A 22,572-nucleotide genomic window follows, 5' to 3' on the forward strand; every position below is an offset into this window, starting at 1 on the left:
CCCTCCCGGAAGCGGTCGAGGACCGTGTCCGTCCGGTGAGACACGACGCTCCGGACCGGTGAGACGTACGCTCCGGACCGTGGGCGACGGGTTCGGCGCGCGGTCAGCCCAGGTCGACCGGGAGCTCGTACAGGTCGTTCTGCGTGACGATCGGCTTGTTCCGCAGCTCGGAGGCCGGTACCGCGAGGTCCAGGTCGGGGAAGCGCTCGTACAGCGCGGGCAGGGCGACGCCCGCCTCCAGCCGGGACAGCGCGGCGCCCGGGCAGACGTGCGGGCCGTGGCCGAAGGCGATGTGGCGGTTGGGGGAGCGGGTGATGTCGAACTCGCCCGCCGTCTCCCCGTACTGCTTCTCGTCACGGCCCAGCGCGCCGAACGAGACGATGAGGGCCTCGCCCTTCGGCAGGACCTTGTCGCCGACCTCGATGTCCTCGGTCGCGAAACGGATCAGGACGTGCGAGGTGGGGGTGTTCCAGCGCAGCGTCTCCTCGATCACGTTCTCCCAGGGCACCTCGCCGCTCAGCACGCGCTTGCGCTGCTCGGGGTGGGTCTGGAGCGCCTCGACGACGTTGACGACGAGGCTGATCGTGGTCTCGTGACCGGCCGCGATGATCAGCTGCAGCGTGTTGACGATCTCCTCGTTGGTGAGGTGGTCGCCCTCCTCGGAGGCCGCGATCAGGGCGCTCGTCAGGTCGTCGCCCGGCGTGGCCCGCTTGTCGTCGACGATCTTCGTGAACAGGGTGCCGAGGTCCGCCATCATCTGCGGGACCTCCTCCGGCGGGGTCTGCGTCGAGAAGAACTTCTCGAACAGCTCCTTCAGCCGGGGGTGGTCGGCCGCGTCCACGCCCATCAGCTCGCTGATGACGTTCATCGGCAGCGGGTACGCGAACTCCGCCTTCAGATCGACCGGCTGCCCCTGGGGCAGCGCCGCCAGCCGGTCCAGCGACGCGTTCGTCAGCGCCTCGATGCCGGCCCGCAGCCGCTCCACCCGCTTCACCGTCAGCGCCTGCGCGACCAGGCTGCGCAGCCTGCGGTGCTCGGACCCGTCGACCGTCAGCATGGAGCGGCCCGGGTTGGCGAGCCCGATCAGCGGCCAGTCCATCGGGATCTCGCCGCGCTGCCAGGCGTTCCACACGCCGATGTCCTTGACCACGCGGCTGTCGGTGAGCAGCTGACGCGCCTCCGCGTGGTGCGTCACCGCGTAGCAGTGCACCCCGCCGGGGAGCTCCACCTCGGCCAGCGGGCCGGCGGCGCGCAGCGCGGCGCTCTCCCCGTCGAGGTCGGCGACAAGGGGATCGAGGGCGATCCGGGTCATTTCTGGCCTCCAAGGGCGGGAGTGGGCGTGAAGTGCACCGGCAGCTCCGTCAGCCCCCGCAGCCACGGGGACGGGCGCCGGGTCAGCTTGTCCTCGGGGACGGCGAGGTCCACGTCCGGGAGCCGGTCCAGGAGCACCTCGATCCCCGTACGGGCGATGACCTCCGCGGTCTCCTGCGCCGGGAACGGGCAGCGGTGCTCGCCGTGCCCGAAGGAGAGGAACGCGTTGTTCCCGCCGGTCAGGGCGGAGCCGTCGGTGCGTACCTGCGGGTCGCCGTTGGCGGCGGCGATGCCGAGGAGCAGCAGGTCGCCCGCGCGGATGTGGCGTCCGCCGAGGTGGGTGTCGCGGGACGCCCAGCGGCCGGCGACGTTCTGGGTGGGCGTGTCCTCCCAGAGCACCTCGTTCATGGCCTCGGCGACGCTGTGGCGGCCGCCGGACAGCGACGCGGCGAAGCGGTCGTCGGTGAGCATCAGCCGCAGCGAGTTGCCCATCCAGTCGGCGGTCGGCTGGTGGCCCGCCGCCATCATCACCATGAGGTCCTGCGCGACCTCCTCGTCGGTGAAGCCGCCCGGGTCCTCCAGCATCCGGGTCGCGACGTCGTCACCGGGTTCGGCGTGCTTGTCCACGAGGAGCTGGAACATGGCCCCGCCCAGGTGCTGCTGACCCGCCAGGGCCCGCTCACGGCCGTCGATCATGTCGTTGAGCGCGCCGACGAGCGGCCCCCCGACCTCGTCGCTGAAGCCGTAGATCTTCGCGAGGACACGGGCCGGGAGCAGCATCGCGTACTCGGCGATGATGTCGGTGCGGCCGGTGGAGCAGAAGCCGTCGATGAGGTCGTCGGCGAACTCCTCGGCGTACCGCTTGAGCGCGAACGGGTCGACGCTCTCCAGCGCGTTGCTGATCATGGCCGCGCGGACGGTGTGCCGTTCACCGACCGTGTAGAGGATCGACGGCTGCTTGCGCCCGATCATCGGCAGCAGCGGCCAGTCGTCCGGGATGTGGTCCCACTGGTTCCACAGGTCCGAGTCCCGGCTGAAGAGCACCGGGTCGTTGGTGACCTGGTGGAGTTCGCGGTAGCCGAGGATCAGCCAGGCGGGTATGTCGCCGTCGAGCACCACGGGGGCCACGGAGCCCTGGTCGCGGCGCATGTCCCGGTACAGCTGCACGGGGTCCGTCTGGAACCGCGGGCCGGACAGGGGTACGGAACCGTGGGGTACGGGGCACTGGGTCACGGGGTGCGCTCCGGGGTCATCGCCGTGGCGCCCTGACCGCCCGTGAGCGCCGCTTCGGCGTCCTTCTCCCGGGCGACGGAGAGCGCGTAGAGGTGCTCGACCAGCGTGATCAGGACGTACTTGCTGGAGGAGCGGTCCCGGGCGTCGCACTCGACGAGCGGGACGTCGGGGGAGAGGTCGAGGGCCTCGCGGATCTGCTGCTCGGTGTGGAGCGGGCCGCCGAAGTCGTTGCAGGCGACGATGAACGGCGTGCCGTGGTGCTCCAGCCGGTCGATCGCGTACCAGGAGTCGGCGAGCCGCCGGGTGTCGACGAGGACGACGGCGCCCAGGGTGCCGGAGAAGAGGCGGTCCCACAGGAACCAGAAGCGTTCCTGTCCGGGCGCGCCGAAGAGGTAGAGGACCGACCGCGCGTCGAGCGTGATGCGGCCGAAGTCGAAGGCGACCGTGGTGGACGTCTTGGAGTGCACGCCGTCCAGGTCGTCGACCGCCTCGCCCGCACGGGTCATGGTCTCCTCCGTGTTGAGCGGACGGATCTCGCTCACGGATCGGACCATGGTGGTCTTGCCGACCCCGAAGCCGCCGACGACGACGATCTTCAGTCCGTTGTCGGCCGTCGCCTGCAGGGCGGCACGGTCAGAGGTTGCGGAGTCCAACGAGCACCTGTTCCAGGGTGTCGGTGTCGGGGAGCCGGTCCTCGACACGTGCAGTACGGGGGTGGCGGGCGCTGATCCGGCCGGTGTCGAGCAGGTCGCACAGCATGATGCGCACGATGCTGACCGGCAGATTCAGGGTGGCCGAGATCTCGACGACCGCGGTGGGGCTGTGGCACATCCGCAGGATCGCGACGTGCTCCGACTGCATCCCGGGGTTCGGTTCGCACTCGGCGACGACGAGCGTCACCAGGTCGAACGCGGCCGAGTCGGACCGGCTGCGGCCACCCGTCAGGGTGTACAGCCGGTCCGGGTCGTCGTCGCGTCCGGGCCGGGGGCGCGGGACGGGTGTCATGCGTCCGCGGTTTCCGTGGCCGCCGCATCGCGCGGCGGGGCGACGAGGTGCTCGCCGAGCTGCTCGACGAGCTCGCTCATGTTGTGGCCGACGAGGCCGACGTCGGAGTCCTCCGCCGCCACGACCGCCAGATGGGCGCCCGCGCCCGCCTCGACGATGAACAGCACCCCGCCGTAGAACTCGGTCATCGCGGACCGTACGCCGCCGGTGCCGTCGCCGAACTCGATGGACGCGCCGTGCGACAGGCTCTGGATGCCGGCGGAGATCGCGGCCAGCTGGTCCGCCTGGTCGACGGAGAGTTCGGGGGTGCGGCACAGCTTGAGGCCGTCCCGGGACAGGACGAGGGCGTGCCGGGCGCCGGGCGTGCGGTCGAGCAGCCCCTCCAGCAGCCAGTTCAGCTTCTCGTCGGTGGTCGCGCTCATCGGGTGTTGCCTTCCGGGTGCGGGGAGTTGGCTCGTACCGCCTGGCTGAAGGTGCTGAAGCGGGCAGCCTGCACCTTCGGGTCGGTGGTACGGGGCCGGGGGGCTTCGGCTCCGCCGGGGGTGGCGGTACGGGCTTCGGCGGCGGCCAGGGTGCGGCCGCGGCGGCGCTTGGGCAGTCCGCTCTCACCGACCTGCGGAACGGCGCCGGTGGACTCGGAAGCCGACTCGGACGCCGACTCGGACGCCGGCTCGGACGAGGGCTCGGGCCGTCCGGGCGCGGCCGCCCGGGGCCGGCTCTCCGTGTCCGGGGTGGCGTGGTCCGGCTCGGGCTCGGGGTGCCGGACGGGCTCGGTGAGAGGCGCGGGCGCGGGCACGGACGTACGGGAGATGAGCTCCTGCGGCAGCATCATCAGCGCTCCCGTGCCGCCGCGCGCCGACGGCCGGAAGGAGACGGTGAGACCGTGCTTCCTGGCCAGCCGGCCGACGACGGCGAGACCGAGCCTGGTGCCGGAGAGACCCGTGAGGTCCTGGTTCACGGCGGACACGGCGCGCTCGGCGCGGCGCAGCTGCACATCGCTCATCACCAGGCCGCTGTCCTCGACGGTGACGACGATGCCGGCCGGCACCTCCTCGACGTACACGTGCACCTCGGCGGTGGGCGGCGAGAAGTTGGCAGCGTTGTCGAGGAGTTCGGCCAGGGCGTGCATGATGCCCTCGGCGGCGTGGCCCGCGATGGCGACGTCGCTGGTCGAGTGGAGCCGGATGCGCTGGTAGCCGCCGATACGGCCCATGGCGCCGCGCAGGATCGACTCCATCACGATCGGCTTGGCCCAGCGGCGCCCGGAACGCGCCCCGGTCAGCACGGCGATGGAGTCGGCGAGGCGGCCCGCCTGGGCGGTGCGGTGGTCCAGGTGCAGCAGATCACCGAGCACGTCCTCCGCGGTGTGCCGGTGCTCCATCTCGCGCAGGTCGGCCAGCATGCTCGTGGCCAGGGCCTGCATCCGGCCCGCCGCGTTGGCGCAGGCGGCGATCGCGGCGGAACGCTCGGTCTCACTGCGCCGGGCGCGGGCGGTGAGCCGCGCGGTCTCGGCCGTGAGCCGCTCGTACTGCTCGGCGGCCTCGGCGGTGACCCGCTGGACCCGCTCGTCGGCCTCGGCGGTGGCCCGGGCCGCCTCGGTGGACGCGGCCGACCTGATCCGGGCGGTCTCCGCGGTGAAGCGCTGCGCCTCGGCGGCGGAGGTCGAGACGAGTCGGGAGGTCTCGGCGGTGAAGCGCGTCGCGTCGGCGGCCCGGAGGGCGCGCAGATGACGGGCGGTGGCGAGCGTGTGGACGGCGAAGGCCACCGCGACGGAGAGCAGCACGGCGGCGGCGCCCGTCCCCCAGGCGAGCGGGGCCCGCACCGAGGCGGGAGCGGCGGTGACGCCCCACAGGCACAGAGCACCGGTAACGGCTGCCGAGATCAGCAGGGCGAGTGCGGTCGGCCGGAGTGAAGGGCGCAATCGGAGTCCTCGGGGCGGACGGTGCGGCGGGAGGGGCAGGTGCGGCGGAGGAACAATCGGGACACATCGGTGCGGTGCCGGTGAAAGAACCACAACTGGAGCTGATTGTTCCTGATCAAGTCACGGCAACTATAGGAGAATTGGCGACTTGTTTGGGGATTCCTTGTGGCCACTTCTGTATGAAATCTGGCTTGAAACGGTTCCTTTCGTGTGCTGGGACGCGTGTGCGGGGGAGTGAGTGGCGTGTCGGGTGGGTAACTAGCGGCGAATGTGGAGGTATGTCCCCTGTGGGGGGCTTGATTTGTCACGATCGTCGCTCGTGGGCCGGTGGCCAGCTAGTGTGAGCGCTCCGGTGAACCCGGCCTCCCAGGTCGGCACTGCCGTAAGACACACCGCGCGCCTTGAAGGGGGAGGCGCCGCGTGGCCCCGACGGAGGACGCAGCAACCGTGGACGCGCAAGGCCGTGGGCGGGACGAGGGCATCGACCCCGCAGACCAGTGGGTACTCAACCCCGACACCGGTGATTACGAACTGCGACTGACCCCTTCCTCAGGGCGATCGTCCGCACAGGCCGGTACGTCCGAGGCCAGAACCCCCGGCCCGCGCCGCAGGCCGAAGCCGGAGGCGGCACCGGCCGGTGACCGGGCCTCGGTGCCCAGCCAGCGCGGCGGCCGCCGGGCCGCAGGCGGCGGCGGACGCGGAGGCAGGGAAGAGGCACGGAAGCAGGGCGGCCGGGCGGCCGCACCCACCACCGGGCGCCGCAAGGCGAAGCCCGGCAAGTCCCGCAGGAAGAAGGCCCTGGTGTGGACCGGCGGCGTGCTCGCCTTCCTGCTGGTGGGCACCGGCACGGCGGGGTACCTCGTCTACCAGCACTTCAACGGGAACATCACGGCCGTCTCCACCGACGGGGCGGGCACCGGCGGCTTCAGCAAGGACCGCGCGATCAACGTCCTGGTGATCGGGACCGACAAGCGGACCGGCGAGGGCAACGAGGGTTACGGGGACGCGGGCAGTGTCGGCCACGCCGACACCAACATCCTCTTCCACGTCTCCAAGGACCGTACGAACGCGACCGCGCTGAGCATCCCGCGTGACCTGATAACGGACATCCCGAACTGTCCGACGACCCTGGAGAGCGGGGAGAAGAAGGACATCCCCGCGACCACCGGCGACCGCTTCAACACCAGCCTCGGCCAGTCCGACCGCACCCCCAGCTGCACCATGCGGACCGTCACCGAGCTCACCGGCCTGGAGGTCGACCACTTCATGGTGGCCGACTTCAACGCGGTCAAGTCCCTGACGACGGCGGTGGGCGGTGTGGACGTCTGCCTCGCCAAGGACATCGACGACAAGGACTCCCACCTCAAGCTGTCCCAGGGGGAGCACACCCTCCAGGGCGAGGAGGCCCTGGCGTTCCTGCGCACCCGGCACTCCGTCGGCTTCGGCAGCGACCTGAGCCGCATCGAGATCCAGCAGCAGTTCCTGAGCTCGTTGATGCGCAAGCTGAAGTCGAACGACACCCTGACCAGCCCCACCAAGATGTGGACGCTCGCCGAGGCGGCCACCAAGGCGCTCACCGTCGACGACAAGATCGCCGACATAAACCAGCTCCGCAAGCTGGGCATGGAGCTGGCGTCGGTCGACCCGAAGAACATCACGTTCACCACGGTCCCGGTGCTGGACAACCCGAACGACAAGGCGACCGTCATCCTCGACAAGTCCAAGGCGCCGCAGGTCTTCTCGATGATGCGCGAGGACGTCTCCTTCACCGCGGTGGAGAAGCAGGAGAAGGCCGAGGCGAAGGCCAAGAACGACGCCAAGCTGAAGGGCGAGATGGCCGACGCGGCGGACGTACGGGTCGACGTCTTCAACGGCGGAGCACCCGCCGGCTCCGCGCAGAGCGCCCTGGACTGGCTGCAGAACGAGGAAGGCGTGCTGAAGTCCACGAACAAGGCGAACGCGCCCGAGAACGTGAAGAAGACCCAGCTCGTCTACGCCCCCAACCAGGCGGACCAGGCCCGGCGGCTGGCCGACATGATGGGCCTGTCGGCCTCGGCCCTCAAGCCGACGACGACGGACGCGGGCGCGATGGACCCGATGGTGCTGACCCTGGGCCCGGACTTCACGGAGGCGGGCAGCCCGCTCTCGGCCCCGAGCAAGGCCCCGGAGAACATCCAACGCGTGGAAGCGGACAAGGCAGTCTGCGCGAAGTAACCCCGGCCAATTCCAGCCCGCCCGGCCACCCCTGGCTCACCCGGCCCATTCCAGCCCGTCCGGCGCTTGAGGACAGAACCCTGGCGCGGGGCCCGGGCGCGCTGCTCCCCGCCCCCAGGACCGGCATGCTGGCCCCATGCCCGCCACCGACCTCACCCGAGCCCTGGCCCAGGCCATCCACGGCGACGTGGAGTCCGACGCGACCGCCCGCGCCCTGACGACCATGGACGCGTCCAACTACCGCCGCGTCCCCCAGGCCGTCGTCGCCCCCCGCGACACCGCGGACGTCGCCGAGACCCTCCGCGTCTGCCGCGAGCACGCCACCCCCGTCGTCCCCCGCGGCGGCGGCACCTCCATCGCCGGCCAGGCCACCGGCACCGGGGTCGTCCTGGACCTCACCCGCCACATGCGGCGCATCATCGACCTGGACCCCGCCGCCCGCACCGCCGTCGTCCAGCCCGGCGTCGTCCTGGACGACCTGCGGGCCGCCGCCGCCCCGTACGGCCTCACGTTCGGACCCGATCCGTCCACCCACAGCCGCTGCACCCTCGGCGGGATGATCGGCAACAACTCCTGCGGCTCGCACTCCGTCGCCTGGGGCACCACCGCCGACAACGTCCACAGCCTCCGCGTCGTCCGCTACGGCGGCGGCGAGGCCCTGCACCTCGGCCGGGGCCTGCCCGACGCCCCGCCCGGCCTCCACGGATTCGCCGCCGACCACCTCGCCCTCCTGCGCACCGGCTTCCCCGAACTCCCGCGCCGTATCTCCGGCTACGCCCTCGACGCGCTGCTCCCCGAGCACGGCCCCGACCCCGCCCGTGCCCTCTGCGGCAGCGAGGGCACCCTCGCCGTGGTCACCGAGGCGACCGTCCGCCTCGTCGCGACCCCCGGCGCCCGCGCGCTCGCCGTCCTCGGGTACGCCGACGAGGCGGCCGCCGCCGAAGCCGCCCCCGGCCTCCTCCCGTACGGCCCGCTCACCGTCGAGGGCATGGCCGCCGACCTCGTACGCGAACCGGCCGGCCTGCCGCGCGGCGCGGCCTGGCTGTTCGTCGAGACCGGCGGCGACACCCCCGCCGAGGCCCGGGACCACGCGACCCGCGTCCTGCGTGCCGCCGACGCCCTCGACTCCACCGTCGTCACCGACCCCGCCGCGATGCGGACCCTGTGGCGCATCCGCGAGGACGCCGCCGGCACCGCCACCCGGATGCCGGACGGCACGGAGGCCTGGCCCGGCTGGGAGGACTGCGCCGTACCGCCCGCCCGCCTCGGCCCGTACCTCCGCGACTTCCGCGCCCTGCTCGCCGCGCACGGCCTGAACGGCACCCCGTACGGGCACTTCGGCGACGGCTGCATCCACGTACGCGTCGACTTCGACCTGCTCACCCCGGAGGGCGTCGCCCGCTTCCGCCGCTTCTCCGAGGAGCAGGCCGGTCTCGTCGTCGCCCACGGCGGATCGCTGAGCGGCGAACACGGCGACGGCCAGGCGAGGGCGGAGCTGCTGCCCCGGATGTACGGGGACGAGATGGTGCGGCTGTTCGAGCGGTTCAAGGACCTCTGGGACCCCGACGGCGGCCTGAACCCCGGCATCCTCACCCGCCCCGCACGGCTCGACGAGAACCTCCGCTTCGCCGTGCTCCCCCGGCGCCCCGTGGACGTCGCCTTCGGCTACCCGCACGACGGCGGCGACTTCTCCGCCGCCGTACGCCGCTGCGTCGGCGTCGCCAAGTGCCGTACGGAGAAGGCGGGTCCGGACGTGATGTGCCCCTCCTTCCGGGCGACCGGCGAGGAGGCCCACTCCACCCGGGGCCGCGCCCGGCTGCTCCACGAGATGCTCGCGGGCGAGGTGATCACGGACGGCTGGCGGTCCACGGAGGTGTGCGACGCCCTCGACCTGTGCCTCTCCTGCAAGGGCTGCCGCACCGACTGCCCGGTCGGCGTCGACATGGCCACGTACAAGGCGGAGTTCCTCCACCACCACTACCGGGGCCGGCCGCGCCCGGCCGCGCACTACGCGATGGGCGGCCTCCCGAGGTGGCTGCGGCTGGCCGCGCCCTTCGCGGGCCTGCTGAACGCCCTGGCCCGGACGCGGCCGCTCGCCGCCCTCGCCAAACGGCTCGGCGGGATCGACCCTCGGCGGACGCTTCCCGTCCTGGCGCGGCGGACGTTCCGCGCCTGGGCGCGCGGCCGCCGGGCCCCGGGCGCCGGGCCGGACGTCGTCCTGTGGCCGGACACCTTCACCGACCACCTCGCACCGGAGGTCGGCCGCGCGGCGGTCCGGGTCCTGGAGGCGGCCGGCCGTACCCCGGTGCTGCCCCGCCGGGGCGTCTGCTGCGGCCTCACCTATGTGTCCACCGGCCGGCTCGACGCGGCCCGCGCCGTCATGCGCCGCACCCTCGGCCTGCTGGACCAGGCCCCCGGCACCCCCGTCGTCGTCCTGGAACCGAGCTGCGCCGCCGCCCTCCGCACGGACCTGCCCGAGCTCCTCCCCGACGACCCGCGCGCCGCCCGGCTCGCCGCGTCCGTGCGCACCCTGGCCCAGTACCTGGAGGAGTACGCCCCCGACTGGACCCCGCCCCGGCTGGACCGCCGGGTCGCCGGCCAGACCCACTGCCACCAGCACGCGGTGCTCGGCGACGCGGCCGAGCGCCGGCTCCGCGAGAAGGCCGGGCTGACCGGCGAACTGAGCGGCGGCTGCTGCGGGCTGGCGGGCAACTTCGGCTTCGAGAAGGGCCACTGGGACGTCTCGGTGGCCTGCGCCGAGGACCAGCTGCTGCCCTCCGTGCGGGCCGCGGAACCCGGCACGGAGCTGCTGGCCGACGGCTTCTCCTGCCGCACCCAGCTGGAGCAGCTGGACGGCCGCCGGGCCCGCCACCTCGCCGAGGTGCTGGCGGAGGGGCTCGACGGCTGACCACCCGACGGCTGCCGGCGCCCCGGCGTCAGAGCTTGGCGACGGCTACCGGCCGCCCCGGCGTCAGAGCTTCGCGACGGCCTCGCTCACCGCCGCCGACAGCCGCTCGTTCTCCGGGGACGCCCCGCCGGGGAGGGCGAAGCGCCGCCGGGTGTAGCCGTAGGCCACGCCGTTGACGGGGTCGGCGTACGCCTGCGAACCCGCCGCCCCCGAATGCCCGAACGCGCCCTCGCCCAGGGCCGGGTAGTGGCCCTGCTGTGCCTCGAAGCCGAGGGCGAACGGGTCGGCGACGGCGGTCACCACGTCGGTCCCCTTCCACCGCACCCGGCCCACCTCGGCCACCGTCTCCGGCGTGAGCAGCGCCGCACGGCCGTCCAGCCCGGAGACGGCCGCCGCGTACATCCCGGCGAGGCCCCGCGCCGAGCCCACCCCGCCGGCCGAGGCCTGGCCGAGCGCGCGTACGACCCGGGTGTTGGCGAAGGCGACGAGGTCGAGCGGCGGGTCCTCGGCGAAGCCGAAGGCGAGCGCCATCAGGCTGTCCAGGTCGATCGGGTTCGCCGCGGCCTCGGCCGCCTGCTCGGGGGTGGCCACCCCGGGCCGGATGTCCACATAGCGCGGTTCGAGCTCCTCGGGCAGCCCCAGGTAGAGGTCGAGCCCGTACGGGGCGCGCACCCGCTCCTCGAAGATCTCCTGGATCGACCGCCCGGTGGCCCGCCGTACGACCTCGCCGGTCAGGGCGCCGATCATCAGCGCGTGGTAGCCGGCCTCCGTGCCCGGTGTCCAGTACGGACGCTGGCCCGCCAGCCGCCCGGCGACAATACGGTCGTCGGCCAGCTCCTCGACGGTGAACCCGCCGTCCGCCCAGATCAGTCCGGCACGGTGCGACATCAGCTCCCGTACGGTCAGCTCGCCCTTGCCCTCGGCGGCGAACTCCGGCCAGTAGGACGCGACCGTACGCTCCAGGTCGATGACGCCGTCCTGGACGAGCAGCGCGACGACGAGGTGCGCGGCGCCCTTGGTCGAGGAGTACACGGCGGGCAGCGAGTCCCCGGCGATGCCCTCCCCGGCCCACAGGTCCACGACGAGGCGGCCGTGGTGGTACACGGCGAGCTGGCTCCCCGGCTCGGTGTGGTCCGCGGCGAGCACGGCGGCGAACTCCTCCCGTACGCCCTCGAAGCCCGCGGCCACCGTGCCCCGCACGGTGATGGTGGTGTCAACGGTTTCCGTCATGGAACGCCCCCTGGAGTGATCGGCCCGACCGGTTACAGGAACCCCCAACTCCCTTACGTCAGGCCTTCATTCCCGGTCCGCGCCGGAATTTCGCGGCCGTGTCCGCTGTTCGCGCGCGACGATCTCCCGGGCCAGCGCCGCCAGTCGGGGCAGCGCGGGATGACCGGGCCCGTCGCGGCGGGCGAGCAGGACGGGCAGCGCGGGGGCGTCGTCCAGCGGCACGTAGGCGACCCCCGCGTGCGGGTGCATCTGGGCGGTGGAGGCCCCCGAGACCCCGGTGCCCCGGCCGGCCGCGATGGCGGTGAGCCAGTCGTCGGTGTTGGCGACGGTGACGGTGGCGGCAGGCCGGGTGTGCGGGGGCCACAGGGCGAGCGTGGTGGCGCCCGAGACGGTGTTCAGGACGACCGCGTCCCCGGCCAGATCGGCCAGCGACAGCGAGGCGCGCGCGGCGAGCGGGCCGTCGGCGGCGACGGCCGCCACCCGGGCCTCGGTGAACAGCACCTCGGTGACGAGCCCCGGGGCGTCCACGGGCCCGCGCAGCAGCGCCGCGTCCACCTCCCCGCGCGTCAGACCGGCGGTGCGGTCGTCGATCCGCAGCAGTTCGAGCGGGGTCCCCGGGTGCCGCTGCTGCCAGGTCCGCAGCAGCGGCGTGGTGTACGGGCCGAACGCCGACCAGGCGTGCCCCACCCGCAGGGGCCGCGCGTGCAGCCGCCCCGGGTCGAGGGCCTCGTCGAAGGCACCGACCGCCGCGGCCGCCCTGTCGCGGAACGCGACACCTTCGGGGGTCAGGGCGAGGTGGTGCGTGGAGCGGTCGACGAGCCGGACGCCGAGGTGCCGCTCCAGGGCGGCGAGCGTACGGGAGACGACGGGCTGGGTGACCCGGAGCCGGGCGGCGGCGCGGGTGACGCTGCCCGCGTCGGCGACGGCGAGGAAGGCCCGCAGATGCCGGACCTCGATGGCGCGCCCACCGCCGTCCGGGCCCTGTCCAGTGCTCATGTCTGCGGAGCATAACGGGAGCGCAATCGGCATTTCACGGGAGGCGCGCGGGTCCCTACCGTAAGGAGGTGACCGGGGCTGCCCCGGTGTCGTACTGTAAACCTTCTGGTGCATTGTATTGAACTCGATGGAAGGTTCCCGGTGAATGACCCGCGTGCTGCCGCAGAGTCGGCAGCTGCCGTTGCCGTACCCGAGGCGGTGTCCGCGCTCGACGAGCCCGGACACGGCCGGCCCGGGCGCCCCGGCGCCCGGAGAGCGGCACTCGGCCCGGTCGCGCTGGTCGTGGCGGGCGGGCTCTCCGTACAGTTCGGCGCGGCGGTCGCCGTCCTGCTGATGCCGAAGGCGGGAGCGCTCGGCGTCGTCACCCTGCGTCTCGCCGCCGCCGCGCTCGTCCTGCTGGTCGTGTGCCGGCCGAAGCTGCGGGGGCACTCACGCGCCGACTGGGGCACCGTGCTCGTCTTCGGCGTCGCCATGGGCGGCATGAACACGCTCTTCTACCAGGCCGTCGACCGCATCCCGCTGGGCGCCGCCGTCACCCTGGAGGTGCTCGGCCCGCTGGTCCTGTCCGTCGTCGCCTCCCGCCGTCTGGTCAACCTCCTCTGGGCGGTCCTGGCGCTCGGCGGCGTGGTCCTGCTCAGCGGCGGGGGCTTCGACCGCCTCGACCCGGTCGGCGCCGTGTACGCCCTGGGCGCGGGTGCCATGTGGGCGGCGTACATCGTCTTCAGCGCCCGCACCGGGCGCCGCTTCCCGCAGGCCGACGGACTGGCTCTGGCCATGGTCGTCGCGGCGGTCCTCTCGCTGCCCCTCGGCATCATGGAGTCCGGCTCGAAGCTCCTGGTCCCCACCACCCTGGGCCTCGGCGCGGCCGTGGCGCTGCTGAGCTCGGTCCTTCCGTACACCCTCGAACTCATGGCGCTGCGGCGGCTGCCCGCGCCCACCTTCGCGATCCTGATGAGCCTCGAACCGGCCATCGCGGCCACGGCGGGTTTTCTCCTGCTCGACCAGGCCCTCTCCACGACCGACGCGCTGGCCATCGCGCTCGTCATCGGCGCGAGCATGGGCGCCGTACGCAGTCAGACACGGAGATCCCGGAAGGGCTGAGCCCGCCGCTTCCAGGGTCTGTTCCATTCCGCCTGCGCGGTCGCGCCTCCGCTCCTAGGGTGGTCGCTACGGCCGATCCGGAGGAACGCCCATGTCTGAACGTGACGACCTGCTCGCGCTCGTGACCGATCAGCGCACCAATTTTCTCTACACCGTCGCGGAACTCGACGACGCCGGGGCCCGCGCCCGGACGACGGTCAGTGAGCTGACCCTCGGCGGACTCCTGAAGCACCTCGGGGGCGTGCAGCGCAGTTGGCTCGACGTCGTCGAGGGCACCGCCCCCGCCAAGGTCGACTGGTCGGACCTCGACCCCGACAACAACCGGATGACCGAGTCCGAGACGGTGGCCGGGCTGCTGGAGGCCTTCCACGCGGCGGCGGAGGCATTCGACCGTACGGTGCGCGAGGAGGCCGACCTCGACCGCGAGGTCACGCTGCCCGCCTACCCCTGGTCGCCGCCCGAGCCGGTCGTCTGGACCGTCCGCCACGTGCTGTGGCACATCTTCCGCGAGATCGCCCACCACAGCGGCCACGCCGACATCGTCCGCGAGGCGCTGGACGGCGCCAGCACCACGGCGAAGATGGCCGAGGCGGCGTCGAAGGGACAGTAGGCGGGGCGCGAGGCACGATGGAAGGGAGCGGAGGAAGGAGGCCCGCGCATGGAATCCGCCAAGAGCACCGACGAGTACGACGGGCTGTACGCGCACACCCCCTCGCAGGCCGAGGGCGACCGCGACGAGCCGTCCGTGCGCGGCGCGGCCTCCGAGACGCACCCGGACGTCCCCCGCACCCAGCCGTCCCAGGCCGAGGGTGACCGCACGGAGTAGACCGGGCGGGCGGGCCACGGCACCGGCCCTGCTGTTACGTTCCCGGCCATGAGCGACGACGGTGTGTACGTGGGCCGTGCGGCGGCCGACGCGGCGCTGGACCGGGGATGGCTGCTCGGCCATTTCAAGGACCCGGGCGACCCGCGCCACAGCGAGGCCCTGGAGATCAAGTGGGGCGTCCACCCGCAGGGTGACCGGCGTGCGGAGTGGGTCAGGGGTGAGGAGCGCACGGCGCTGCTCGTGCTGATCAGCGGCCGGTTCCGGATGCGGTTCCCGGAGCGCGACGTGCTGCTGGAGCGCCAGGGCGACTACGTCGTCTGGGGACGGGGCGTCGACCACTCCTGGCACGCGGACGAGGAATCCGTGGTGCTGACCGTGCGCTGGCCCTCCGTGCCTGGCCACCGGGCCGGCTGAACCCGCCTCTCCGACGGAGACGGAGCGGTCCGCTCATAAAATCATGCAAGCGTGCTTGCTTGTTTCCTGGCCCGCTGGCATGCTCCGGGGCACACCGCCCACCCCGAGGGGAGCGCACCGTGCCCGACGCATCGGCCGTGACCGCAGCCGTGCTCGACGACATGCGTGAGGAGAGCGACGAACTCGACCTGCTGGTCGCCGGGTTGAGCGCCCACGAGTGGACCGCGCCGACCCCCGCCGAAGGGTGGACCGTCGCCCACCAGATCGCCCACCTCAACTGGACCGACGAGGTGGCCCTGACCGCCGCCACCGAGCCCGACGCCTTCGCCGCCGAAGTCGAGAAGGCGCTCGCCGCCCCCGAGACCTTCGTCGACGAGGCCGCCGAGGAGGCCGTCACCGCCCTGACCCCCGAAGCGCTCCTCGTGGAGTGGCGCGAGGGCCGCGCCCGGCTCCAGAAGGCACTGCGCGCGGCACCCGCCGGCACGAAACTGCCCTGGTACGGCCCGCCGATGAGCGTCGCCTCGATGGCGACCGCCCGCCTCATGGAGACCTGGGCCCACGGCCAGGACATCGCCGACGCGCTCGGCGTCACCAGGAAGCCGACCGCCCGGCTGCGGCACGTCGCCAGGATCGGCGTACGGGCCCGGGACTACGCCTACCTCGTACGCGGGATGCGGCCACCCGCCGAGCAGTTCCGCATCGAACTGCGGGCCGAGGACGGCGGACTGACCGTGTACGGGCCCGAGGACGCCGCCCAGCGGGTCACCGGGCCGCTCCTCGACTTCTGCCTGCTCGTCACCCAGCGCGCCCACCGCGACGACCTCGCCGTCGAGGCCGTCGGCCCGGACGCCGGGCAGTGGCTGGACATCGCGCAGGCCTTCGCCGGACCCGCCGGGCCCGGGCGACCCCGGAAGGCGGAGAGGTGACCCGGCCGCTGCGCGTCGGCAACGCGTCCGGCTTCTACGGCGACCGCTTCGACGCCCTGCGCGAGATGCTCACCGGTGGCCCGCTCGACGTCCTCACCGGGGACTACCTCGCCGAACTCACCATGCTGATCCTCGGCCGCAGCCGTCTCAAGGACCCGAAGCGCGGATACGCCTCCACGTTCCTGCACCAGTTGGAGGAGAGCCTCGGCCTCGCCCACGAGCGCGGCGTGAAGATCGTCACCAACGCCGGCGGGCTCAACCCGGCCGGACTCGCCGACGCCGTACGGGAATTGGCGGACCGCACCGGCATACCCGTACGCGTCGCGCACGTCGAGGGCGACAGCCAGCCCGTGCCCGACGGGTACCTCACCGCCAACGCCTACCTCGGCGGCGGGGGCATCGCCGCCTGTCTGCGCGCCGGGGCCGACATCGTGGTGACCGGACGGGTCACCGACGCCGCCCTCGTCACCGGGCCCGCAGCCGCCCACTTCGGCTGGGCCCCCGACGCCCACGACGCCCTCGCCGGGGCCGTCGTCGCCGGGCACGTCCTGGAGTGCGGCACCCAGGCCACCGGCGGGAACTACGCCTTCTTCGGCGACCACGACGTCCGCCGCCCCGGCTTCCCGCTCGCCGAGATCCACGAGGACGGCAGCAGCGTCATCACCAAGCACGACGGCACGGGCGGCGTCGTCGACACCGGTACCGTCACCGCCCAACTGCTCTACGAGACCGGCGGCGCCCGCTACGCCGGACCCGATGTCACCGCCCGGCTCGACACCGTACGGCTCACGCAGGACGGGCCCGGCCGGGTGCGGATCAGCGGCGTACGCGGCGAGGCACCGCCGCCCACCCTCAAGGTCGGCCTCAACCGGCTCGGGGGGTGGCGCAACGAGGTCGTCTTCGTGCTGACCGGGCTCGACGTCGAGGCCAAGGCGCGGCTCGTCCAGGACCAGTTCGCCGACGCCCTGGACCGCGCCGGATCGAAACCCGCCGAGGTGCGGTGGGAGCTCGCCCGCACCGACCGGGCCGATGCCGGCACCGAGGAGACCGCGAGCGCCCTGCTCCGGCTCGTCGTACGCGACCCGGACGCCGGGGCCGTCGGCCGGGCCGTGTCCGGGGCGGCCGTCGAGCTGGCACTCGGCAGCTACCCGGGCTTCCATGTGACCGCCCCACCCGGGAAGGGCGCGCCGTACGGGGTGTTCGAGGCCGCGTACGTACCCGCCGGCGAGGTCGAGCACATCGCCGTGCTGCCCGACGGGACCCGCGAGACCGTACCGCCGGCCGGCGCGTACCGGGAGCTCGACGAGGTGGAGGAACCCGCCCTCCCCGAACCGCTGCCCGCCGGGCCCACCCGTACCGCCCCCCTCGGGCGGATCGCGGGCGCCCGCAGCGGCGACAAGGGCGGGGACGCCAACGTCGGGGTGTGGGTCCGCACGGACGACGCCTGGCGATGGCTGGCCCACGAGCTGACCGTCACACGGTTCCAGGAGCTGCTCCCGGAGACCGCCGGGCTCACCGTCGTACGCCATGTCCTGCCCCGGCTGCGCGCGTTGAACTTCACCGTCCACGGCCTCCTCGGCGAAGGCGTCGCCGCGCAGGCCCGCTTCGATCCGCAGGCCAAGGCGGTGGGGGAGTGGCTGCGCTCCCGGCACCTCCCCGTGCCCGTACGGCTGCTGGACCGACCGGAGGTGCACACATGACCGTCCTGCCCACCGCCCTGGACACCACGGGGCCCGACTACACGGCGAACCGCGAGTCGATGCTCGCGAAACTCACCGAGCTGGACACCGAGCACGCCAAGGCCCTGGCGGGCGGCGGCGAGAAGTACACGGCGCGCCACCGGAAGCGCGGCAAGCTGCTCGCCCGCGAGCGGATCGAGCTGCTCGTCGACCCGGACACCCCGTTCCTGGAGCTGTCCCCGCTCGCCGCCTGGGGCAGCGACCATACGGTGGGCGCCTCCCTCGTGACCGGCATCGGGATCGTCGAGGGCGTCGAGTGCCTGATCACCGCCAACGATCCGACCGTGCGCGGCGGCGCCTCCAACCCCTGGACCCTGAAGAAGGCCCTCCGCGCCAACGAGATCGCCTTCGCCAACCGGCTGCCCTGCATCTCCCTCGTGGAGTCCGGAGGCGCGGACCTGCCCTCGCAGAAGGAGATCTTCATCCCCGGGGGCGCCCTCTTCCGCGACCTCACCCGGCTCTCCGCCGCCGGGATCCCCACCGTGGCCGTCGTGTTCGGGAACTCCACCGCCGGCGGGGCGTACGTCCCCGGGATGTCCGACCACACCGTGATGATCAAGGAGCGGTCCAAGGTCTTCCTCGGCGGCCCGCCGCTGGTCAAGATGGCCACCGGCGAGGAGAGCGACGACGAGTCGCTCGGCGGCGCCGAGATGCACGCCCGCACCTCCGGCCTCGCCGACCACTACGCCGTCGACGAGCACGACGCCCTGCGCCAGGCCCGCCGGATCGTCGCCCGGCTCAACTGGCGCAAGGCACACCCCGATCCGGGGCCCGCCGAACCGCCGAAGTACGACGAGGACGAGCTGATCGGGATCGTGCCCGGCGACCTCAAGGTCCCCTTCGACCCGCGCGAGGTCATCGCCCGGCTCGTCGACGGCTCGGACTTCGACGCCTTCAAGCCGCTCTACGGGACGAGCCTGGTCACCGGCTGGGCGCGCCTCCACGGCTACCCCGTCGGCATCCTCGCCAACGCGCAGGGCGTGCTCTTCAGCGAGGAGTCGCAGAAGGCCGCCCAGTTCATCCAGCTCGCCAACCAGCGCGACATCCCGCTGCTCTTCCTCCACAACACCACCGGCTACATGGTCGGCAAGGAGTACGAGCAGGGCGGCATCATCAAGCACGGCGCGATGATGATCAACGCGGTCTCCAACTCCCGGGTGCCCCACCTCTCCGTACTGATGGGCGCCTCCTACGGCGCCGGGCACTACGGCATGTGCGGCAGGGCCTACGACCCCCGCTTCCTCTTCGCCTGGCCCAGCAGCAAGTCCGCCGTCATGGGCCCCCAGCAGCTCGCCGGCGTCCTCTCGATCGTCGCCCGCGCCTCCTCCGCCGCGAAGGGCCTGCCCTACGACGACGAGGCCGACGCCGGGCTGCGCGCCATGGTGGAGCAGCAGATCGAGTCCGAGTCGCTGCCGATGTTCCTCTCGGGGCGGCTGTACGACGACGGGGTCATCGACCCCCGCGACACCAGGACCGTCCTCGGGATGTGCCTGTCCGCGATCCACACGGCACCGGTCGAAGGCGCACGCGGCTTCGGCGTCTTCCGGATGTGAGGTAGAGGATGATCACCGCACTGCTCGTCGCCAACCGGGGCGAGATCGCCTGCCGGATCTTCCGCACCTGCCGGGAGCTGGGCATCTCCACCGTCGCGGTGTACTCCGACGCGGACGCCGACGCCCTGCACGTACGGGAGGCCGACACCGCCGTACGCCTGCCGGGATCCGCACCGGCCGACACCTATCTGCGCGGTGACCTCGTCGTCGCCGCCGCGCTCGCGGCGGGCGCCGACGCCGTGCACCCCGGGTACGGCTTCCTCTCGGAGAACGCCGGGTTCGCCCGGGCCGTGGAGGACGCCGGTCTGCTCTGGGTGGGGCCGCCGGTCAAGGCCATCGAGCTGATGGCCTCCAAGACCCGGGCCAAGGAGCTGATGGCCGCCGCCGACGTGCCCCTGCTCGCCCCCGTCGACCCGGGAGGCGCCACCACCGCCGATCTGCCGCTGCTGCTGAAGGCGGCGGCGGGCGGCGGCGGGCGCGGGATGCGGATCGTCCGGGAACTCTCCGCGCTGCCGGCGGAGCTGACGGCCGCCTCCGCCGAGGCCGCGTCCGCCTTCGGGGACGGAGAGGTCTTCGCCGAGCCGTACGTCGAACGGGGCCGGCACGTCGAGGTCCAGATCATGGCGGACGGGCAGGGCACGGTGTGGGCGCTCTCCACCCGCGACTGCTCCCTCCAGCGCCGCCACCAGAAGGTGATCGAGGAGGCCCCGGCCCCCGGCCTGGACGACACGCTCCGCCGGACCCTGCACGACGCGGCCGTCGCCGCCGCACAGGCGGTGGGCTACCGGGGCGCGGGGACCGTCGAGTTCCTCGTATCGGCCGGAGGGCGCCCGTACTTCCTGGAGATGAACACCCGGCTCCAGGTCGAACACCCGGTCACGGAAGCCGTGTTCGGCCTCGACCTCGTCGCCCTGCAACTGCGGATCGCGGAAGGCGGAGCCCTGCCGGCCTCCGCGCCCCCGGAGCCGTCCGGGCACGCCGTCGAGGCCCGGCTGTACGCCGAGGACCCGGCGCGTGACTGGCAGCCGCAGACCGGAGCACTGCTCTCGCTCGACGTACCGGAGGCGCCCGGCCTGCGCGTCGACACCGGATACACGGGCGGCGACACGATCGGCGTCCACTACGACCCGATGCTCGCCAAGGTCATCGCCCACGCCCCCACCCGCGCCGAGGCCGTCCGCCTCCTCGCCCGCACCCTGGAACGCGCCCGCATCCACGGCCCGGTCACCAACCGGGAGCTGCTCGTACGCTCCCTGCGCCACCCGGACTTCGTCGCGGCCCGCCTCGACACCGGCTTCTACGACCGGCACCTGGCCGCCCTGACGGAGGCCGGCGCCCCGGGCGGCCCCGGTGAGGACGCCGCCCGCCTCGCCGCCACCGCCGCCGCGCTCGCCGCGGCCTCGGCCGCGCACGGCGCGTCGGGCCCCGCCCGCTCCGGCGCCTGGCGCAACCTCGCCTCGCAGCCGCAGACCAGGCGCTACCGGAGCGAGCCCGACGGCACCGAGCACGAGATCGCCTACCGCACGGGCCGCGACGGCATCCCGGCCCCTGCGTCCGGCGAGCGGGTCATCGCCGCCGCTCCCGGCGCCGTCACCCTCGAAACCGGGGGCGTCACCCGGCACTTCACCGTCACCGCCCACCGCGACCGGGTCCACGTCGACACGACCGCGGGCGCGTACACCTTCACCCCCCTGCCCCGCTTCACCGACCCCGCCGAACGCACCGAACCCGGCTCCCTGCTCGCCCCCATGCCCGGCACCGTCGTCCGCCTCGCCGAGGGGCTCGCGCCGGGCACGGCCGTCGAGGCCGGACAGCCGCTCATCTGGCTGGAGGCGATGAAGATGGAACACCGCATCCTCGCCCCCGCCTCCGGCACCCTCACCGCGCTGCACGCCGCACCCGGACTCCAGGTCGAGGTCGGCGCGCTGCTCGCCGTCGTACAGGACGCCGCCGCGCACGCATCCGACGCGTCCGCGCACGCACCCGCGCACCAGGAGGAGACGACCCCATGAGCACCGTCCTCGAAACCGCAGAGCACCAGGCACTCCGCGCCGCCGTCGCCGCCCTCGGCAAGCGCTTCGGCCGCAGGTACGCCACCGACCTGTTCCGCGACGGCGAGCACCCCCGGGAACTGTGGGAAGAGGCCGGCAAGCTCGGCTACCTCGGCGTCAACCTCCCCGAGGAGTACGGCGGCGGGGGCGGCGGCATGGCCGAACTCTCCATCGTCCTGGAGGAGCTCGGCGCCGCCGGCAGCCCGCTCCTCATGATGGTCGTCTCCCCGGCGATCTGCGGCACCGTCATCGCCCGCTTCGGCACCGAGGAGCAGAAGCGGGCCTGGCTCCCCGGCCTCTCCGACGGCTCCCTGACCATGTCCTTCGGCATCACCGAGCCCGACGCCGGCTCCAACTCCCACCGCATCACCACCACCGCCCGCCGCGACGGCGGGGACTGGATACTCAACGGCCGCAAGGTCTTCATCTCCGGCGTCGACATCTCCGACGCCACGCTGATCGTCGGCCGCACCGAGGACGCGAGGTCCGGCAGCCTCAAGCCCTGCCTCTTCATCGTCCCCCGCGACACCCCGGGCTTCTCCCGCACGCAGATCGACATGGAACTCCAGGCCGCCGAGAAGCAGTTCGAGCTGGTCCTCGACGACGTACGGCTGCCCGCCGGCGCACTCGTCGGGGAGGAGGCCGACACCGGGCTGCTCCAGCTCTTCGCCGGGCTGAACCCCGAGCGCATCATGGGCGCCGCCTTCTCCATCGGCATGGGCCGCTACGCGCTCGGACAGGCCGTGGACTACGCGAAGACCCGCACCGTCTGGAAGGGCGCCCCCATCGGCGCCCACCAGGCCATCGCCCACCCGCTCGCCCAGGCCCACATCGAGCTGGAGCTCTCGCGGCTGATGATGCAGAAAGCGGCCCGGCTCTACGACGACGGCGACGACATCGGCTCCGGCGAGGCCGCGAACATGGCCAAGTACGCCGCGGCCGAGGCCTGTGTCAGGGCCGTCGACCAGGCCGTCCACACCCTCGGCGGCAACGGCCTCACCCGCGAGTACGGGCTCGCCTCCCTGATCACCGCCGCGCGTGTCTCCCGTATCGCCCCCGTCAGCCGGGAAATGATCCTGAACTACGTCTCCCACCAGACCCTGGGCCTGCCGAAGTCGTACTGACGGATCCCGGCCGCTCCCGG

At 73.1% G+C, this 22,572-nt stretch carries 19 protein-coding genes; 11 read left to right on the forward strand and 8 right to left on the reverse strand.

Annotation, left to right across the window (positions count from 1 at the left end):
* Window positions 1-103: 103 nt before the first annotated feature.
* Genes ACZ607_RS22490 through ACZ607_RS22515 form a run of 6 tightly spaced genes read right to left on the reverse strand, consistent with a single transcriptional unit; the run spans window position 104 to window position 5,470 of the window.
* The gene (locus ACZ607_RS22490; protein WP_469737173.1) at window positions 104-1,312 is read right to left on the reverse strand and encodes a cytochrome P450 family protein; all 1,209 of its coding nucleotides are present in this window, start codon (window positions 1,310-1,312) and stop codon (window positions 104-106) included.
* A complete protein-coding gene (locus ACZ607_RS22495; protein WP_469737175.1) occupies window positions 1,309-2,544 on the reverse strand; it encodes a cytochrome P450 in 1,236 nt (411 codons plus the stop codon). Before ACZ607_RS22495 ends, ACZ607_RS22490 begins: the two co-directional genes overlap by 4 nt.
* Entirely contained in the window at window positions 2,541-3,197 is a 657-nt protein-coding gene (locus ACZ607_RS22500; protein WP_469737177.1) for a GTP-binding protein, read from the reverse strand. Before ACZ607_RS22500 ends, ACZ607_RS22495 begins: the two co-directional genes overlap by 4 nt.
* Window positions 3,178-3,549 carry a DUF742 domain-containing protein gene (locus ACZ607_RS22505; RefSeq protein WP_403988212.1) on the reverse strand — a complete coding sequence of 124 codons (372 nt, stop codon included), beginning with the start codon at window positions 3,547-3,549 and terminating at the stop codon, window positions 3,178-3,180. The genes ACZ607_RS22500 and ACZ607_RS22505 overlap by 20 nt, the downstream gene beginning before the upstream one ends.
* On the reverse strand, window positions 3,546-3,971 hold the full coding sequence (locus tag ACZ607_RS22510; protein WP_469737179.1) for a roadblock/LC7 domain-containing protein: 426 nt from the start codon (window positions 3,969-3,971) through the stop codon (window positions 3,546-3,548). Before ACZ607_RS22510 ends, ACZ607_RS22505 begins: the two co-directional genes overlap by 4 nt.
* A complete protein-coding gene (locus tag ACZ607_RS22515; protein ID WP_469737181.1) occupies window positions 3,968-5,470 on the reverse strand; it encodes a sensor histidine kinase in 1,503 nt (500 codons plus the stop codon). The genes ACZ607_RS22510 and ACZ607_RS22515 overlap by 4 nt, the downstream gene beginning before the upstream one ends.
* Window positions 5,471-5,917: 447 nt before the next feature.
* Here ACZ607_RS22515 and ACZ607_RS22520 point away from each other — a divergent pair, with 447 nt between their 5' ends.
* A complete protein-coding gene (locus ACZ607_RS22520) occupies window positions 5,918-7,684 on the forward strand; it encodes an LCP family protein (RefSeq protein WP_469737734.1) in 1,767 nt (588 codons plus the stop codon).
* A 136-nt stretch (window positions 7,685-7,820) separates the two neighbouring features.
* Window positions 7,821-10,592, forward strand: coding sequence for an FAD-binding and (Fe-S)-binding domain-containing protein (locus ACZ607_RS22525; RefSeq protein WP_469737183.1), 2,772 nt, complete (start codon window positions 7,821-7,823; stop codon window positions 10,590-10,592).
* A gap of 63 nt (window positions 10,593-10,655) precedes the next feature.
* Here the strand turns inward: ACZ607_RS22525 and ACZ607_RS22530 are convergent, their stop codons facing one another.
* The gene (locus ACZ607_RS22530; RefSeq protein WP_469737185.1) at window positions 10,656-11,822 is read right to left on the reverse strand and encodes a serine hydrolase domain-containing protein; all 1,167 of its coding nucleotides are present in this window, start codon (window positions 11,820-11,822) and stop codon (window positions 10,656-10,658) included.
* 66 nt (window positions 11,823-11,888) lie between these two features.
* The gene (locus ACZ607_RS22535; RefSeq protein ID WP_469737187.1) at window positions 11,889-12,818 is read right to left on the reverse strand and encodes a LysR family transcriptional regulator; all 930 of its coding nucleotides are present in this window, start codon (window positions 12,816-12,818) and stop codon (window positions 11,889-11,891) included.
* Window positions 12,819-12,959: 141 nt separating this feature from the next.
* On the opposite strand from ACZ607_RS22535, the gene ACZ607_RS22540 reads away from it, so the two are divergent.
* The 9 genes from ACZ607_RS22540 (at window position 12,960) to ACZ607_RS22580 (ending at window position 22,552) form a co-directional block, all read left to right on the forward strand.
* Entirely contained in the window at window positions 12,960-13,919 is a 960-nt protein-coding gene (locus tag ACZ607_RS22540; protein ID WP_469737189.1) for an EamA family transporter, read from the forward strand.
* 91 nt (window positions 13,920-14,010) lie between these two features.
* The gene (locus ACZ607_RS22545) at window positions 14,011-14,529 is read left to right on the forward strand and encodes a DinB family protein (protein WP_469737191.1); all 519 of its coding nucleotides are present in this window, start codon (window positions 14,011-14,013) and stop codon (window positions 14,527-14,529) included.
* A gap of 48 nt (window positions 14,530-14,577) precedes the next feature.
* On the forward strand, window positions 14,578-14,745 hold the full coding sequence (locus ACZ607_RS22550; protein WP_469737192.1) for a hypothetical protein: 168 nt from the start codon (window positions 14,578-14,580) through the stop codon (window positions 14,743-14,745).
* 48 nt (window positions 14,746-14,793) lie between these two features.
* Window positions 14,794-15,159, forward strand: coding sequence for a cupin domain-containing protein (locus tag ACZ607_RS22555; protein ID WP_469737194.1), 366 nt, complete (start codon window positions 14,794-14,796; stop codon window positions 15,157-15,159).
* Between the two features lie 119 nt (window positions 15,160-15,278).
* Window positions 15,279-16,085 (forward strand): TIGR03084 family metal-binding protein, encoded by an 807-nt coding sequence (locus ACZ607_RS22560; RefSeq protein ID WP_469737196.1) that lies wholly within the window; start codon window positions 15,279-15,281, stop codon window positions 16,083-16,085.
* On the forward strand, window positions 16,082-17,785 hold the full coding sequence (locus ACZ607_RS22565; protein WP_469737198.1) for an acyclic terpene utilization AtuA family protein: 1,704 nt from the start codon (window positions 16,082-16,084) through the stop codon (window positions 17,783-17,785). Before ACZ607_RS22560 ends, ACZ607_RS22565 begins: the two co-directional genes overlap by 4 nt.
* On the forward strand, window positions 17,782-19,377 hold the full coding sequence (locus tag ACZ607_RS22570; protein WP_469737200.1) for an acyl-CoA carboxylase subunit beta: 1,596 nt from the start codon (window positions 17,782-17,784) through the stop codon (window positions 19,375-19,377). Before ACZ607_RS22565 ends, ACZ607_RS22570 begins: the two co-directional genes overlap by 4 nt.
* 8 nt (window positions 19,378-19,385) lie before the next feature.
* Window positions 19,386-21,389 carry an acetyl/propionyl/methylcrotonyl-CoA carboxylase subunit alpha gene (locus ACZ607_RS22575; RefSeq protein ID WP_469737202.1) on the forward strand — a complete coding sequence of 668 codons (2,004 nt, stop codon included), beginning with the start codon at window positions 19,386-19,388 and terminating at the stop codon, window positions 21,387-21,389.
* Window positions 21,386-22,552 carry an acyl-CoA dehydrogenase family protein gene (locus ACZ607_RS22580; RefSeq protein ID WP_469737204.1) on the forward strand — a complete coding sequence of 389 codons (1,167 nt, stop codon included), beginning with the start codon at window positions 21,386-21,388 and terminating at the stop codon, window positions 22,550-22,552. Before ACZ607_RS22575 ends, ACZ607_RS22580 begins: the two co-directional genes overlap by 4 nt.
* Window positions 22,553-22,572: the final 20 nt, after the last annotated feature.

It is taken from the genome of Streptomyces sp. NPDC104381 (genome assembly GCF_055583745.1).